This window comes from Azospirillum sp. TSH58 (genome assembly GCF_003119115.1).
Taxonomy (GTDB): Bacteria; Pseudomonadota; Alphaproteobacteria; order Azospirillales; family Azospirillaceae; genus Azospirillum.
The window spans coordinates 2,914,433-2,929,899 of sequence record NZ_CP022364.1 but is presented as its reverse complement, the minus strand read 5'-3'; the positions used below and the strand labels follow the sequence as shown (position 1 = coordinate 2,929,899).

Annotated in this window: 16 protein-coding genes; 8 read left to right on the top strand and 8 right to left on the bottom strand. The window is 69.6% G+C overall.

Features of this window, described 5'->3' with window-relative positions; genetic code table 11:
* The first annotated feature begins 20 nt into the window (after window positions 1-20).
* The gene (locus TSH58p_RS17360; RefSeq protein ID WP_014240726.1) at window positions 21-464 is read left to right on the top strand and encodes a MucR family transcriptional regulator; all 444 of its coding nucleotides are present in this window, start codon (window positions 21-23) and stop codon (window positions 462-464) included.
* A gap of 194 nt (window positions 465-658) precedes the next feature.
* Here the strand turns inward: TSH58p_RS17360 and TSH58p_RS17355 are convergent, their stop codons facing one another.
* Window positions 659-970: a hypothetical protein gene (locus tag TSH58p_RS17355; RefSeq protein ID WP_247873842.1), complete on the bottom strand. Its 312-nt coding sequence runs from the start codon at window positions 968-970 to the stop codon at window positions 659-661.
* 326 nt (window positions 971-1,296) lie between these two features.
* Entirely contained in the window at window positions 1,297-1,539 is a 243-nt protein-coding gene (locus TSH58p_RS17350; protein WP_109068233.1) for a hypothetical protein, read from the bottom strand.
* A 128-nt stretch (window positions 1,540-1,667) separates the two neighbouring features.
* On the opposite strand from TSH58p_RS17350, the gene TSH58p_RS17345 reads away from it, so the two are divergent.
* From TSH58p_RS17345 to TSH58p_RS17325, 5 genes are all read left to right on the top strand, one after another.
* Window positions 1,668-2,180, top strand: a complete 513-nt coding sequence (locus TSH58p_RS17345; protein WP_109068234.1) for a ferritin-like domain-containing protein — start codon at window positions 1,668-1,670, stop codon at window positions 2,178-2,180.
* Between the two features lie 113 nt (window positions 2,181-2,293).
* Window positions 2,294-2,716, top strand: a complete 423-nt coding sequence (locus tag TSH58p_RS17340; protein ID WP_109068235.1) for a hypothetical protein — start codon at window positions 2,294-2,296, stop codon at window positions 2,714-2,716.
* A gap of 74 nt (window positions 2,717-2,790) precedes the next feature.
* The gene (locus TSH58p_RS17335; protein ID WP_109068236.1) at window positions 2,791-3,210 is read left to right on the top strand and encodes a hypothetical protein; all 420 of its coding nucleotides are present in this window, start codon (window positions 2,791-2,793) and stop codon (window positions 3,208-3,210) included.
* A complete protein-coding gene (locus tag TSH58p_RS17330; RefSeq protein WP_109068237.1) occupies window positions 3,207-3,671 on the top strand; it encodes a DUF488 family protein in 465 nt (154 codons plus the stop codon). The genes TSH58p_RS17335 and TSH58p_RS17330 overlap by 4 nt, the downstream gene beginning before the upstream one ends.
* Window positions 3,672-3,679: 8 nt before the next feature.
* Window positions 3,680-4,129, top strand: coding sequence for a GNAT family N-acetyltransferase (locus tag TSH58p_RS17325; RefSeq protein ID WP_109068238.1), 450 nt, complete (start codon window positions 3,680-3,682; stop codon window positions 4,127-4,129).
* Between the two features lie 15 nt (window positions 4,130-4,144).
* Here the strand turns inward: TSH58p_RS17325 and TSH58p_RS17320 are convergent, their stop codons facing one another.
* The 3 genes from TSH58p_RS17320 to TSH58p_RS17310 all read right to left on the bottom strand — a co-directional run bounded on the left by TSH58p_RS17320 (window position 4,145) and on the right by TSH58p_RS17310 (window position 7,614).
* Window positions 4,145-4,918, bottom strand: a complete 774-nt coding sequence (locus TSH58p_RS17320; RefSeq protein ID WP_109068239.1) for a hypothetical protein — start codon at window positions 4,916-4,918, stop codon at window positions 4,145-4,147.
* A 135-nt stretch (window positions 4,919-5,053) separates the two neighbouring features.
* A complete protein-coding gene (locus TSH58p_RS17315) occupies window positions 5,054-6,631 on the bottom strand; it encodes a cisplatin damage response ATP-dependent DNA ligase (RefSeq protein WP_109068240.1) in 1,578 nt (525 codons plus the stop codon).
* On the bottom strand, window positions 6,628-7,614 hold the full coding sequence (locus TSH58p_RS17310; RefSeq protein WP_109068241.1) for a ligase-associated DNA damage response exonuclease: 987 nt from the start codon (window positions 7,612-7,614) through the stop codon (window positions 6,628-6,630). Before TSH58p_RS17310 ends, TSH58p_RS17315 begins: the two co-directional genes overlap by 4 nt.
* 149 nt (window positions 7,615-7,763) lie before the next feature.
* Between TSH58p_RS17310 and TSH58p_RS17305 the strand changes: the two genes are divergently transcribed.
* Together TSH58p_RS17305 and TSH58p_RS17300 are read left to right on the top strand one after the other, a co-directional pair.
* Window positions 7,764-8,687 (top strand): pseudouridine-5'-phosphate glycosidase, encoded by a 924-nt coding sequence (locus tag TSH58p_RS17305; protein WP_109068242.1) that lies wholly within the window; start codon window positions 7,764-7,766, stop codon window positions 8,685-8,687.
* Window positions 8,688-8,794: 107 nt separating this feature from the next.
* Complete coding sequence (locus TSH58p_RS17300) at window positions 8,795-9,208, top strand: hypothetical protein (protein ID WP_035674528.1); 414 nt, start codon at window positions 8,795-8,797, stop codon at window positions 9,206-9,208.
* A gap of 78 nt (window positions 9,209-9,286) precedes the next feature.
* Here TSH58p_RS17300 and TSH58p_RS17295 read toward each other — a convergent pair whose 3' ends face one another.
* From TSH58p_RS17295 to TSH58p_RS17285, 3 genes are all read right to left on the bottom strand, one after another.
* Window positions 9,287-10,171: an S-methyl-5'-thioadenosine phosphorylase gene (locus TSH58p_RS17295; RefSeq protein ID WP_109068243.1), complete on the bottom strand. Its 885-nt coding sequence runs from the start codon at window positions 10,169-10,171 to the stop codon at window positions 9,287-9,289.
* Between the two features lie 92 nt (window positions 10,172-10,263).
* Window positions 10,264-10,962 carry a rhomboid family intramembrane serine protease gene (locus tag TSH58p_RS17290; RefSeq protein ID WP_109068244.1) on the bottom strand — a complete coding sequence of 233 codons (699 nt, stop codon included), beginning with the start codon at window positions 10,960-10,962 and terminating at the stop codon, window positions 10,264-10,266.
* Between the two features lie 127 nt (window positions 10,963-11,089).
* Complete coding sequence (locus tag TSH58p_RS17285) at window positions 11,090-15,409, bottom strand: translocation/assembly module TamB domain-containing protein (RefSeq protein WP_109068285.1); 4,320 nt, start codon at window positions 15,407-15,409, stop codon at window positions 11,090-11,092.
* Window positions 15,410-15,467: the final 58 nt, after the last annotated feature.

Sequence of the window (15,467 nt, the reverse complement as noted above, 5' to 3'; positions counted from 1 at the left end):
AAAAATCAGGACTAATGGCAATGAGTGACCAGCTTCGCGCCGATGTGCCCGATAACGAGCTTCTGCGGATGACCGCGGACATCGTCTCCGCATATGTCAGCAAGAACGTTCTGCCGGCGCAGCAGATTCCCGAGGTGATCAACACGGTCTACTCGTCGCTGACCGGGCTGAACACGCAGCCCCGAGAGATTCCTTCGGAGCCCCTGAAGCCCGCCGTGCCGATCCGCAAGTCGGTGACGCCCGAATACATCGTGTGCCTGGAGGACGGCAAAAAGCTGAAGATGCTGAAGCGCCATCTTCGCTCCACCTACAACATGTCGCCGGACGAATACCGGGCGCGCTGGAGCCTGCCGCCCGATTATCCGATGGTCGCGCCGAACTACGCGGCGCAGCGTTCCGAGTTCGCGAAGCGCATCGGCCTCGGCCGCAGCTCCGGTCGCCAGACGCGCCGCAAGGCCGGCTGAGCGCCAGCACCGTCCTGAACGAACAGGGCCGGCCTCCCCGTTGGGAAGCCGGCCCTGTGTCGTTTCACCCTGTCGTTTTGCCCTGTCGCTTCGTCCTGATGCCGTTCCGGCCCCGGATCATTCGGACCGTCGCGCGGACGGGCTTTGCAATCGCCGCCGCGCCTTCCCTGCCCGCTCCCGCCCCGCTCCGGGCATCACCCGCAGTTGCGGCCCGACAGGCGGCAGTTGAACCGGTCCACATTGCGGGTCAGTTCCTGCCCTGTGCTGGTGTTTTCCTCGTTCAGGCAGCGCAGATAGTCCATGGTCTTGTCCACATACTCCTTCACCTCGAACTGACAGGCGGCCATCTTGTCCGCGCTGACGAAGGTGGTGGTGTCGCTCATGCAGAGCGGGACGCCGGGCTTCGTGCAGATGATGGTGGTTTCCGCCCGCAACGCCGGGCTTTGCAGCGTCACGGCGAGCGCCAGCAGCGTGGCCGCCGGCTTCAGGGTCTCTCTCAACAGCACGGGCATTCTCCGCAAGACCGTCACGCAACGCATTGCGATCGTCTCCCTCCGCATTCGGTCAGGACCGCCGTGCCCGGAAAGCGCTGTCCCGGGTTTCAGGCGGACCGTTCGTTCGTGGAATGCTTTCTAGCGGCGTTACATCCGATGCACCAGTGCCCACGGCGCGGCATAGGTCTAGAGTCGGAGTCGAGCAGTTCACCCCCGGACCGGTTCCGCAGGTCCGGCACCGGGATGTCAGTGCTCACCATCAGCAGAAGCCAAGACTAGCCGCGCCCCCCGCCCCGCCGGGAGGGCGCGCTTCTTGGCGTCTGTATTTCCGGAGCCGCTCAGCGTTTGGCCGCGTCGCGCTTCAGGACGAACTGGAGCTTGCTGATCGCGGTCCGCTTCAGCAGTTCCAGGCTGCCGGTGGCCGGCCCGACGACCGACACTTCCGTCGCGGTGACCGGATCGATGGCCATCACCTTCAGGTAGCTGCCGACCCGCTGGAACTCGAACAGCACCTCGCCGACGCCGTTTCCCGCGCCGTTTCCAGCCGTCTGGCCTTTTCCAGGCGCCCGATTGCCCACCATCGCTTTTTCTCCATCGCCGGCCTTCGCCGGCCCCGATTCCACCTTAGCACAGCGCAACCGCACCGGAACCCCGTCTGCTACGTCCTGTTGTTGGCGGACGACGAACACAGCAAGGGAGTACCGGCACCATGGCTGCCAAGACCATGCAGGATCTGCTGATCGAAGAACTCCGCGACATCTACCACGCCGAAAAGCAGCTCACCAAGGCTCTGCCGAAGCTGGCCAAGGCGGCTCATTCCGAACAGCTCCGCGCGGCCTTCGAGTCCCATCTGGAGGAGACCCGCGGCCAGATCGAACGGCTTGAGCAGGTGTTCGACGAGCTGGACACCCGCACCCGCGGCAAGCACTGCGACGCGATGGAAGGGCTGATCAGCGAGGCGCGCGAGATCATGGAAATGGGTCTCGCCCCGGAGGTTCAGGACGCGGCCCTGATCGCCGCCGCCCAGAAGGTGGAGCATTACGAGATCGCCAGCTACGGCACCGTCCACGCCTACGCCTCCGCCTGCGGGCTCACCAAGGTGGCGGATCTGCTGGAGCAGACTCTGAACGAGGAGAAGGAAACCGACAAGAAGCTGAACATGCTGGCAATCAATGACGTGAACAAGAAGGCGATCCAGGCCGGGGGTCAAAAGGCGGCCTGAGAACGGCACGCCGGGTCATAAGCCGAATCTCTTGTTACAGCGGGCACCATTGAAGGCGGGCGGTCGAGCCCCTACTATCGGGGTCACCCAATCGATTTTTCCGGTGCCCGCCCATGCGCAGGGTCGCGTCCTTCCTCGGCTCCCTTCTCATCGCCGCTACCATCGCCGGTTCGACCACGGCGACCCGGGCGGCGGAGGGGCCGGCGGCCCTGCCGCCCTCCGTCCGCATCAAGCCGGTGATGGTGCCCATCATCACGCGCGGGCAGGTGGAGCGCTACACCCAGATCGAGGTGATGCTTGAGGTGGCGAACGCCACCCGGCTGGGTGAGGTCCAGGTCGCCATCCCGCGGCTGCACGACGCCACGCTGCGCGCGGTCTATCTGGGCATCGAGGAGGGATGGATCGTCCGCGGCAACATCGCCAACATGCCCGCCCTGCGCCGCAAGATCGACGAGGAGAGCGTCAAGCTGTTCGGCAAGGACGTCGTCAGCCGCATCCTCATCACGCCGCTGTCCCGGCAATCCTCCTTTCCCTGATCCCTCCTCCTTCCGGTTGCCTCACGGGCCGCTTCGCGGCAGCATGGCCGCCTGACCGGTGAGGACATGCAAGAATGGCCATGGTGTATGTGGCGCGCAGCGCCGCGCTGACGAAATGGGCGTCCGACGTCGGACAGGGAAAGCACATCTTCAAGCTGGGCGTGGCCGCCGACAAGGACGCCGCCAAGAACGCCATCGACGCCGGCTGGGCGGGCGAAGGCGACTGGCGACTGATCCACAGCCAGGAGGTGCCGGACCTCGACGAGGAGGCTTTGATCGAGCGGCTGATGCGCAAGGAGAAGGTCATCGATCCGACCTACTACCCGAAGCTGAAAGGCGCCTCCGGCGTCTTCCGCATCACCTTGACCAACGTGCAGAACAGCCTTCTCGTCGCCAAGGCGATGTCCGCCGACGAGCCGCTGACCGACGTCAAGGTGAAGCCCAAGGACATCGGGGAATACATGATCCGCAACGCCCTGCCCTCCCCGTCATGAGCAGCCTCCCGCCGCTCTACACCATAGGTTACGAGGGTGCCTCCTTCGACTCCGTTCTGCGCGCATTGAAGGCGCGGGGCGTCGGCGTCCTGCTGGACGTGCGCGAGTTGCCCCTCTCCCGCCGCGCCGGCTTCTCCAAGAGGCCGCTGTCCGCCGGGTTGGAGGAGGCCGGAATCGCCTACGTCCATCTGAAGGGGCTGGGCACGCCCAAGGAGGGGCGCGTCGCCGCCCACCAGGGCGACATGGACCGATTCTGGTCGATCGTCGAAGCGAAGATGCAGACTCCGGAGGCGGAGCATGACCTGAGCCGCGCCGCCGCCCTGGCGCGGGAGAAGCCGGCCTGCCTGCTCTGCTTCGAGGCGTCGCCGCACCTCTGCCACCGGCTTCGCGTCGGCGAGGCCCTTCACCGCCGGTTCGGCTTCATGGTGGAGCATCTGAATCCCACCGACATCGCCTTCTAGGGGCTGACATGCACTCCCGCTGGTACCGCTTCGCCGACCTGTCCGCCGGCACCTTTCACGACATGCTCCATCTCCGCCAAAGCGTTCTGGTCGTGGAGCAGGCCTCGCCCTTCCCCGACCTCGACGGCCGCGACCCGGTGGCGCAGCATCTGGCGCTTTACGACGGCGACGCGCCGACGCCGGTCGGCTACGCCCGCGTCTTCGGGCCGGACGCGGAAACCGGCACCACCTCCTTCGGGCGTCTGGCGGTCGCTCCGGCGTGGCGCGGCAAGGCGCTGGGCCGCCGGCTGGTCGCCGAATGCCTGGAGCGGCTGGCCCGGGACTGGCCGGAGCAGGACGTGCAGATCAGCGCGCAGCTTTACCTGGAGAGCTTCTATGGCAGCTTCGGTTTCCGGCGCGTCAGCGACATTTACGATGATGTCGGCATCGACCACATCGACATGCGGCTGAGCCGATAGGGCGAGAAACTCTGCTTACTTCCTGGCCTCCGCCAGGATGTCGCCGGCCTCCTTGCGGATGACGTTCAGGTTCTTGAGCAGGATCGCCAGCGCCTGATCGTAGTTGAAGGCCTCCGCCGACTCGTCGGGGATATCGGTGTCGTCAGCGGCGACGGAGACCTTGGCCTTCTTCTTCACAGTCGCGAAATAATCGCTGCCGGCCTTCTCGAACCCTTTGATCGCCTTTTGCAGCGCGTCGACGTCGTTGGCCCGCGTGGCGGCGTCCAGCGCCTTCGTCGCCTTCTCCAGCCCGCTCGACGCCCGGAAGGCGAGCAGGAAGCCCTCGGCGGGCTTCTTCTTGCCGGTCAGCGCCTCGAACATCTTCTTGGCGGCGGTCCAGTCGGCGAAGAAGGTGGTGGCGGGCATCTCCTTGCCGCTGCCGGCCTTCTCCAGCTTCTTCAGGGCGGATAGGCTTTCCAACTGGGCCATCTGCTCGACGTTCATGGTGCCGCCCAGCATGTCGGCCGCCACCTCGACGGCGCCCTCGTTCTTCGCCTTCTGCGCCTTCACGATGACCGCGCTGAGCTTCGCCCGGAAGATCTTGGTCGCCTGGAGCAGGTCGGCCAGGGCCTCGCGCAGCGCCTTGGCGTCCCCGGCCTTGTAGGCCTTGTCCCAGGCCGCGGCGGCCTTCTCCACATCGCCGGACTTCTTCACCACCGCCAGGGCGTCGCCCGAATTGGGGATCTTCTTCGCCTCGGCCTCGCACTTCGCCTTGTGTTTCTTGAATTCGGGAGCGGCGGCGAACGGCATGGTCTGGTCTCCGGCTTGATGTCTTCCACCCCGCTCGACCGCAGCGAACGGTTGCAGAAGACTAAGCGCCGTCCCGCCGGCGTCAACGCGGACCCGGTTCAAAATGGAAGAAGCGGTCCTGCCGGTCCCATTGCCCTACCCCACGACCATCGCCTGGAGCGTCTCCAGCCGGTCGGCCTCCGCCGCCGGCTTGTCCCAGCGGATGCGGTGGACGCGCGGGAAGCGCATCGCCAGACCGCTCTTGTGGCGGTTCGACGGGTGCACGCTGTCGAAGGCGACCTCCAGCACCAGCCCCGGCTCGACCTCCCGCACCGGGCCGTAGCGGCGGGTGGTGCGGTTGCGCACCCAGCGGTCGAGTTCCACCAGCTCCGCGTCGGTGAAGCCGAAATAGGCCTTGCCGACCGGCACCAGCTCCTCGCCGCGCCAGACGCCGAAGGTGAAGTCCGAATAATAGCTGGACCGCTTGCCGTGCCCGCGCTGGGCGTACATCAGCACGGTGTCGAGCGTCAGCGCCCCGCGCTTCCACTTGAACCAGGGTCCCTTGGGGCGTCCGGCGACGTAGACGCTGTCCTTGCGCTTCAGCATCAGCCCTTCGATGCTGTTCTCCCGGCTGCCCTCGCGCAAGCCCTTCAGCGCCTCCCAGCCCTCGAAGGGCACCAGCGGCGACAGGTCCATCCGCCGGGGCCGCACCGCGTCGTGCCAGCGCTCCAGCCGGGCGCGCCGCTCGGTGAGGGGCAGGCCGCGCAGATCCTCCTCGCCATCGAACAGGATGTCGTAGAGCCGCACCCAGGCGGGGAATTCCTTGAGCATCGCCGCGGTGACCGTCTTGCGGTTCAGGCGCTGCTGAAGGTCGTTGAAGGGCGCGATCGCGCCCTCGTCGCGGGCGACCAGCAATTCGCCGTCCAGCACGGCGTCGAAATTCATGTGATCCACGATGTCCGGAAAGGCGCCGGACACGTCGTCGCCGGTGCGGCTGTAGATGCGCCGCTCGCCGCCGCGGGCCGCCAGCTGCACGCGGATGCCGTCCCATTTCCACTCCGCGGCGTAGTCGGCCGGATCGAGCGCCGCCATGTCCTCCTCCTCCAGCGGGTGGGAGAGCATCAGCGGGCGGAAGCCGGCGCCCTTCCCGGCCGCCGGCCGGTCGGACTTTCCTTCCAGCCAGGCGAACAGGTCCGCGTAGGGCGGGGTCAGCCCGTGCCAGCATTCCTCGAGGTCGCCGAGATCGACCTTTCCCCAGTCCGCCAGCGCCGTCTTGGCGAGCCGCGCCGACACGCCCACCCGCAGGCTGCCGGTGATGAGCTTCAGCAGCGCGAAGCGGCCGGAGGAGTCCAGCGTGTCGAGCCAGCCTTCCACCAGCCCCATCACCTGCCCGCGCTTGGCCGCGCGCAGCGTCTCGACCACCTCGGTCATGGAGGGCGGCAGACTGTTCGCCCGCTCCGGGCGCTCCGGCCAGATCAGGGCCACCGTCTCGGCGAGGTCGCCGACATAGTCGTAGGACAGGGCGAACAGTTCCGGATCGACGCGGGTGGCGACCAGCTGCCGGATGGCCGCCGGCTTGGCCTCGTGAAAGACCAGCGATTCCGTCAGGGCGGCCAGCGCCCAGCCGCGGTCGGGGTCCGGCGTGGTGGCGAAGAAGTCGGCCAGCAGGCGGATCTTGCCGTTGCGCGCCGGCATGAAGACCAGCCCGTCGATCAGCGAGGAGAAATTCTTCATGCCCCCTCCTCCTCGAAGCCGACCAGGGCCAGGGCGCGGGCGCGGATGCCGCGCCGGGTCGCGTGGTGGACCAGCGCCTCCTCCCGGCCATGGGTCACCCAGACCTCGGGTGCGGCGACCTCGTCGAGGGTCTGGACCAGCTCGTCCCAATCGGCATGGTCGGAGATGACCAGCGGCAACTCGACGCCGCGCTGGCGCGCCCGCTGGCGCACCCGCATCCAGCCGGAGGCCATCGCCACCACCGGGTCGGTCAGCCGCCGCGCCCAGCGGTCGGCCACCGCGCCGGGCGGGGCCAGAACCAGGGCACCCTTCAACTCCTCCTTCGCCGCGACGGTGGCCGGGCGAAGCTCGCCCAGAGGCACGCCGAAGCCCTCGTAGAGCTTGCAGATCGGCTCCAGCGCGCCGTGCAGGTAGATCGGCCGGTCATAGCCGGCGGCGCGCAGCAGGGAGATCACCCGCTGGCATTTGCCCAGCGCGTAGGCCCCGACGACATGGCTGCGCTCAGGAAAGATCGACAGGGAGTGCAGCAGCTTGTCGATTTCCCCCAGGTCCGGGGGGTGGCGGAAGACCGGCAGGCCGAAGGTCGCCTCGGTGATGAAGACGTCGCAGGGCACCGGCTCGAACGGGGCGCAGGTGCGGTCGAAGCGCCGCTTGTAGTCGCCGGACACCACCACCCGCGTTCCCGCATGCTCCAGCACCACCTGCGCGCTGCCCAGCACATGGCCGGCTGGGACCAGCCGCACCGTCACGTCGCCGATGCGGATCGCCTCGCCGTAGTCGAGCGTCTGCGCCGCGGCGCCCGCCCCCTCGCCCAGCCTTTGCCGCATGATGGCGAGCGTTCCGGCGGTGGCGAGCACATGGGCGTGGCCGGGCCGGGCGTGGTCGGAATGGCCGTGCGTGACGACCGCGCGCTCCACCGGGCGCAGCGGGTCGACGTAGAAGCCGCCGGGCTCGACATAGAGTCCCTCGGGGCAGACCTTCATCCAACGTTCGGCGGGGGGGCGGGAGAGGCTTTGTCCAGGCATGCCCTGCAATATAGGCCGTCCTCGCGAAAGGACAAAATTCCGATTCCTCCGGTTGCGCCGGCGCGAACCACGGCGCAGGATGCGGGAAAACGAGGGAGACTCCGACCATGCACGACCGCCTGTCCCCGACGCCCGAGGTCGCCGCCGCCCTGGCCGAGGGCCGGCCCGTGGTGGCGCTCGAATCCACCGTCATCTCCCACGGCATGCCCTTCCCGAAGAATCTGGAAACGGCGACGGCGCTGGAGGACGCGGTGCGGGCCGAGGGGGCGGTTCCCGCGACCATCGCCGTTCTCGACGGGCGCATCCGCGTCGGGCTGGACGGCGAGGCGCTCGAACGGCTCGCCAGGGGCGGCACCGGCGTCATGAAGCTGAGCCGCCGCGACCTGCCCGTCGCGCTGGCGACCGGGGCGCTGGGGGCCACCACCGTGGCCGCCACCATGATCGCCGCGCGGCTGGCCGGGATCGCCGTCTTCGCCACCGGCGGCCTGGGCGGGGTGCACCGCGGCGCCGAAACCAGTTTCGACGTGTCGGCGGATCTCGACGAGCTGGCCCGCACCAGCGTCTGCGTCGTCTGCGCGGGCGCGAAGTCGATTCTCGACCTGCCGAAGACGCTGGAGGTGCTGGAGACCCGCGGCGTTCCCGTCCTGGGGCTGGGCACGGACTCGTTTCCGGCCTTCTACAGCCGCAACTCTGGTCTGCCCGTCTCTCATCGCTGTGACAACGTGCACGAGGTGGCGGCCATCCTGCGGGCCAAATGGGAGCTTGGGCTGGAGGGTGGCGTGGTCCTCGCCAACCCCATCCCGGAGGCCGACGCGTTGGACGGTGCGGCCATGGAGCAGGCCATCGCGCAGGCGCTAAAGGATGCGGAACATCATGGAATCACGGGAAAATCCGTCACGCCTTTTCTCCTCGCGGCGCTGGAGCGGATCACCGGCGGGCGCAGCCTGACCGCGAACATGGCGTTGATCCGGAACAACGCCGTGACCGCGGCACGGCTCGCCGCGGCTTACGCGGCGCTGGCGGCACGCTAGGTCATAGGCCATTGCGCATAAGAGGTAAGCCATCCGTGACGAGCGGATTTAAGTCCCCGTTAACCGACGTCGGGTGAATCTGCGCTCGTTCTTCAGCGGAGGTCTCTATGCGTGCGCCCAGCCCGTCGAACCTGGTTTCCCGGATGATCGCCATGGCCGCCCAGCCCGACGAGGGCATCGGCGAAACCGACAACCGCCCGGCTGCGCGGGTCAAGAAGATCGTCTGGGCCTCCCAGGCGGCGAAACTGCGGGGTTCCCTCTCCTCGCGCCTCGTCCACGAGATCGAGTGCGCGGTGTCCGCCGACCTCGACAGCATGGAACTGCCGGAAGTGTTCTTCACCTCCGTCGAGTTCGCCGGCCGCGTCATCACCTGCGATCTGGACGCTTCGGGCACCGCCTCGATCTTCGGCCTGATCGACATCAGCGATTATGACGAGCTGGTGGAAGAGGCCGGCGACGACGCCCTGTTCGGCGTCGATTGGGACGGCGTCTACGTCACCCCGGCGCGCACCCGCCACTGAGGCTTTCCGCCCGATCCAAAGAAAAAGCCGCGGGACCCGGACGCACGCCGGGTCCCGCGGCTTTTTGTGCTGGCGCCCTCAGCCCAGCGCGCGGGCGAGGATGATGTCGAGCGTCTTCAGCATCGCCGGATCGCGCTTGTCCGGCGCGGTCATGATCGCGTGGTCGAGCGCGGTGTGGCAGCCCTGGGCGCACAGCCCGTCGCGCACCTGAAGCTTCGGGGCGAGCGTCTTGACCAGCGACCGGGCCTTGTCGGCGTTGGCCACCACCACCCGGATGACGGCGTCCACGGTGACGTGGTCATGCTCCGGATGCCAGCAGTCGAAGTCGGTGACCATGGCGACGGTCGCGTAGCACATCTCCGCCTCGCGGGCGAGCTTGGCCTCCGGCATGTTGGTCATGCCGATCACGTCGCAACCCCAGCTCCGGTAAAGCTCGGATTCGGCCTTGGTCGAGAATTGCGGGCCTTCCATGACCATGTAGGTGCCGCGGCGCTGGTGCGGGACCTTCAGCTCCACCAGCGCCTCCTCGATCAGGTCGCCAAGCCGTCCGCAGACCGGATGGCCCAGCGCGACATGCGCCACCAGACCGGTGCCGAAGAAGCTCTTGCTGCGGGCGAAGGTGCGGTCGATGAACTGGTCGATCACCACGAAGGTGCCCGGCGGCAGATGCTCCTTGAGCGAACCGACGGCGGAGACCGACAGGATCTCGGTCACGCCCAGCGCCTTCAGCGCGTAGATGTTGGCGCGGAAGTTCAGCTCGGACGGCGGGATGCGGTGACCGCGGCCATGGCGCGGCAGGAAGACCAGCTTCTGCCCGTTCAGCTCGCCGGTCAGCAGCTCGTCCGACGGGTCGCCGAAGGGGGTTTCCACCTTCACCCAGCGCTGGTTCTCCAGCCCGTCGATGTCGTAGACGCCGCTGCCGCCGATCACGCCGAGCACCGGCGCGGTCCCGGTTTCCGCCATAGTCACATGCCTCCGTCAATGGGAGGGCGCAGTATTCCGCCACGGCCCGGCAAAGGCAACGGTCACGGCAGAGGCGGTCACGGCAGCGGCGGTCACAGGGTGCGCAGGAGCACCACGACCAGCGTCAGATAAACCGCGGCCTTCGCCGCGGTGCCCAGGCGCGCGACGCTCCACAGCGCCACGCCGGGGCGGCGGAACAGGGCGACGAGCGCCATCCCCGCGCCGAACCCGCCCAGATGGGCGGCCCAGGCCACGTCGCCCAGGCCGGAGTCCGGAGCCGGCGGCATCAGCGTCATCGCCACGTTGATCGCCAGGAAGCTGCCCACCACGAAGGAGGCGGGAACGCGCGGCCCCGGCGTCACGCCGAGCGTCGCCTGCGGGTGCAGCAGCAGGAAGGCCCCCATCACCCCGCAGATCGCCCCGCTCGCCCCGACCAGCGGCGCCATGGGGTCGACGGCCAGCGCCCCCTCCACCACGGCCCCCGACGCGGCGCAGAGCAGGAAGAACAGCAGGTAGCGCAGGCTGCCCATCGCCAGCTCGACAGCACCACCGAAGGCCCAGAGCGCCAGCATGTTGCTGACCAGATGCACGATGTCGCTGTGGATCAGGACATGGCCGAACAGCCCGCGCCACACCGCCCAGGTCGGCAGCGGACCGGCCGTCTCCACCGTCCCGAAGAAGTAGGCGGGGACGAAGGCGAGGGATTCCGGCGGCAGGCCCAGCACGAAGGCCAGCGTGCAGGCCAGGACGATGCCCTGGTTGACGTAGGGAATCCTTCTGGCAGCGCGCACCGCTCCCCCTTCGCCGATGACCGGAGCCTTGGCGGCCCGGCCTTCATCCTTGTTCGATATGGGGGCTCTTGCGCCGATGACCAGCGCCCGAAAGCAGCGCATGGACCGGAGAAAAGCGGGCGCCGCCCTAGTAGTTCCACTCCCACTTGACGCCGACGCGGGTGTCGGAATCGGCGCCGACGTCCGCCTGGGCCTTGATGTTCTTGGTGATGTCGACCTCGACCGTGGCGCGGCTCTGGTTCGCGCCGATGCCCTGCTCCACCCCGACATAGACGCGGTCGCTGACGTAGCGCCCGGCCTCCACCGCCCCGCCCTTGCCGTCGGCGCCGCCGGTGAATTCAAGCCGGTCGATGCCAAGGCCGCGGCGCAGGTTGCCGATCAGGCCGGGTCCGCCGCCGCCGAAACCGGCCAAAGTCGCCGCCGACTGGGCGAGCTGGACCGCCTCCACCGCGGTCAGGTTGCCGACCGACTTGCCGAACAGCACGGCGGACAGGACCTCGTCCTGCGGCAGACCCTGCGGGGAGGTCAGCTCCAGCTTCGGTTGCCCGGCGGTGCCGGTGACCAGAATCTGGGCGGTCACGTCGTTGGCCGAGGCCTCCGCCAGGAAGTCCAGCCGCGGGTCGATGGTGGGACCGCCGTCGAACTCGATGATGCCGCGCTTGAACACGAAGGTCTTGGCCAGGATGTCCAACTCGCCCTTCAGCATGTTGAGCCGCCCATTGACCAGCGGCTGGCTGGAGGTTCCGGTGACGGCGAGCTGCCCGGCGAACTCCGCCTCCAGCCCCCGACCGCGCACGAAGATCTGGTTCTGCGCGCTGATCGTCAGATCGAGGATCATCGCGAAGGCCGGCTCCGGCGCCGTGGCCTGCCCATTCCCCGCCTGCCCGTTCTTCAGGCTGACCGGCTGCGCCTTGCGGCCCTTCCCGACCTCGACGACCTTCAGGTCCACGACGTTGGGCGGGGTCTGGTTGGGGATCTGGATTTCCGCCCGCTCGATCCGCACCGGGCCGGCCAGCCGTGGATTCAGGAAGCTGCCGGTCAGGGTGAGGTTGGTGCCGATGGTGACCGCCGCCAGATCGTTCTGCACCAGCCGCGCCCGGTCGGCCTGGATGGCGAGGTCGAGCTGCTGCTGCGGGTCCGCGGCGGCGGGACGGATCACGCCGCGCGCGCTGATCTCGCCGCCATTGGTGGTCCGCCCGCGGAAGCTCTGGATGGTGAAGACGTCGCCGTCGCCGACGATGCGGGCGTCGATGTTGCTGATGATGGCGCCGCTCGCCCGGTTCTCGTAGCGCCCGTTGGCCAGCGTCACCGTGCCGCCCAGCCGGGGCGCCGCCACCGTGCCGTCGACGCTCACGTCCAGCCGAAGCGTGCCGCGCGCCCGGTCGCCGCTCGCCGCCAGCAGGTCGTTGGCGAGCGAGGCGTCGATGGCGCCGCGCAGCGCCGCCTCCAGCCGTCCGCGCTCCGGCACCGAGAAGGCCAGCGTGTCCGGGTCCATCGCCAGCGGCGCGGCGGCGGTCAGGGTCACCCGGCCGGCGTTGTTGCCGGTGGCGACGTCGCCGTCCACCGATACGCGGGCGTCGCGCCAGCGCGCGTTGACGGTGGCGTTCAGGCCCGGCACGCCGGCCTGGGTGGTCTGCTGCGCCTTCAGGTTGGCGACGCGCACGGTGGCGTCGGCCTGCGGGCGGCGAACGGTCCCGCCGAGCGTCGCCTGGGCGTTCAGCGTGCCGTCGAGCCGGAGGGTCGGGTTGGCCAGCCGGGCCAGCGCCATCGGCACGCGGTCCAGCCGCAGCTCGCCCGACAGGCGTTCGCCGTTCAGGCCGAGGTCGGCGGCAAGCTGGGCGTTGCCGCTGACCAGCCTCAGGCCGGAGACCTCGTAGCGCCGCTCGCCCAGGGCGATGGCGGCGGGCTGGGTCAGCCGGAAGGATTCGCCGCTGTAACGGCCCTGGAGCCGGTCGAGCCGGATGCGGTTCAGGGTGCCGTTCTGCGTGAACTCCCCGGCCAGATCGAGCGCCAGCGGGTCGCGCCCGGCCCCCGCGGCCTCCGCCCGGAAGGCGGCCTTGGCGAGCGAGCCGTCCACGCTGGCCGTCACGCGGGACAGGTCGTTGCCGGCGGCGGCTCCGTCCTGAAGCTCCACGCGCGCCTTGCCGCGGGCGCTGCCCAGCGCGTCGGCGACATCCGCGTTGGCGGTCAGGCGGCGCGCGGCGAACAGCGGCCCGCCCTCCCCCTCGACGCGCAGGTTGGTGGCGTTGGCGGTCAGGTTGGCGGCCTGCTTGCCGTTCGGCGCGTCGAGCGCGACGGTGAAGCCCGCCGCCCCCGTGAGCGGCACGCCGGCCAGCTCCGACAGGGCCTGGAGCTGCGGCAGGTTGCCGTCGAGCTTGCCGGTCGCGGTCATGGCGTCCAGCGCGACGCGCACCGCGCCGGTGATCCGGTTCGGCCCGTTCGCCACGGCGAGGTCGCTGATGCGCAGCGCCTGCCCTTCCAGCGCGTAGGCGGCGTCCGCGGTCAGTCCGGCGCCGGCCAGTTCGGTGCGGGCCGACACGCGCCCTTGCGGGGCGCCTGGAAGATTTTGCGCGGTGGCGTTCAGCCGTGTGTCGCCGAAGCGGCGCCCCTGCACGGCGAGGTTCCGGGCGTGCAACGCCGCCTCCGCCACCAGCGCGTCCAGCGGGCCTTTCGCCGTCGCGTCGAGCGTCAGGCCGCCCGCCATCTCCGTCCCTGCGGCGGTGCCCACCGGGGCGAGGTCGGCGATCTCCAGCCGGGTCTTGGCGTCCACGGCCCCGTCCACCAGGGCCGCCGCGCCGGTCAGACGCCCGTTGCGGCCATCCACTGTCAGGTCGGTGAGCCGCATGGCGCCGCCCGGCTCCATCACCGCCTGCGCACCCAGGCTGACGTCGCGGCCCAGCACGCCGTCGGCGGGGGTTCCGGTCTCCAGTCCGCGCAACGCGCCGCTGAGGCCGGCGGTCAGCGTGCCGTCCTCCTGCCGGCGCACGGGCCCGGCCAGAGCCAGCGACCCGGCAAGCGGCTGCCCGGCGAGGGCGGAGAGGCGCGACAGGTCGTCGGCGTTCAGCGACACCGTCACGTCGGCGGTCTGGCCCCAGCCGGTCACGCTGCCCTGCGCCCCGGCGCTGGCCGCCGCGGTGGTCAGGGTCACCCCCTCGATGCCCACCGCACCGGTGTCGGCGTTGATCCGCGCCCGCCCGTCCAGCCGCACCTCCGGCCCGGCGACCGAAGCCAGGGCGGGATCGTCGGCCGCGAGGTCGCGGATCAGCCCCTCGACCCCCACGGTCAGCGCGTCCAGCGTGCCCTGGGCGGTGCCCGACACGGTGCCCTCCCGCCAGGCGATGCCGGGGGCGAAGCCGTGCAGGGTGGAGTCAGGCCCCGCCTGAACCTCGTAGCGCAGGTCGAGGCTGCGGCGGTCGGCGCCAACGCGCCCCGAGAGATTGGCCGTGGCGGCGGCGGTCTCGACGGCCACCGGCTGCAGGGTGAGGGCGCCGTCCGAAGCGACCACCACGGTGCCCTTCAGCACCGGCTGCGGCCCGGCCAGCGGCGCGATGTCGGGGCCGAGCAGCGACGCGACGTCGCCGGTCGCTGCGAGCGTGACGGCGTGCCCCTCCGGAACCGCCTTGATTGTGGCGTCGGCGGCCAGCCGGGCGGCGTTCTCCGCCGCCGCGGTGAAGGTGCCCTTCCAGTCGTCCAGCGAGCCCTGCCCGTCCAGCGAGGCGCTGACCGGCGGCGCGCCGGGAATGTTCAGCGCGGTGGCGATCAGCCCGCCCGCCGGCTCCGACGCCTTCAGATTCAGGTCGAGCCGCTTGTCGTCCGGGTTGAAGGCGACGTCGAGCGCCACCGTGCCCGGCTGCTCGCCCAGCCGGTCCACGTTCAGATGCGCTTCGAGCGAGGAACCGCCGGAGGCAAGGTCCAGAGACCCGTCAATCTTGAGCCGCGCCTCCTGCCCGATCAGCGGCTCCGCCAGGACCAGCTCGGCGATGGCCAGCTTGTCCACGGCGACGCCCACCGGCAGACTGGGCAGCAGGGAGGTCGGCCCCTGGTCGGGCGGCGGCTCCGGCCCCTCGGAGGGCAGCGGCGCGCGCTCCACGATGACGCGCTGCGCCTCGATCGCGTCGGCCTTGGCCCGCCCGGTCAGCAGCGCGGTCGGAGCGAGGTTGACGCGCAGTTCCTCCAGCCGCAGCCACACCCCCTCGCGGTCGGCGACGGTGACGTCGGAGATCGTGAAGTTGATGGGGACCGCGCCGCCAATGGTGCCGATCCTGACCTGGAGGTCGGGGCCGTTGACCGCCTTCTCGATGGTCTGGGCGATCCAGCGCCGGACGGCGTTGGCCGGACCCCAGCCGCCCCCTTCGGTGTCCGCCGCGCGGGCGGCATCCGTCAGGACCGCACCGGTCAGGGCGGCAATGGCCAGAAAAAGGACGATCAGACGACGCAGACCCGACACCACGCACCCCGTTGCGGCACTCCCCGAATGGTATAACGGGAAAGAGCAGAGGCGATCC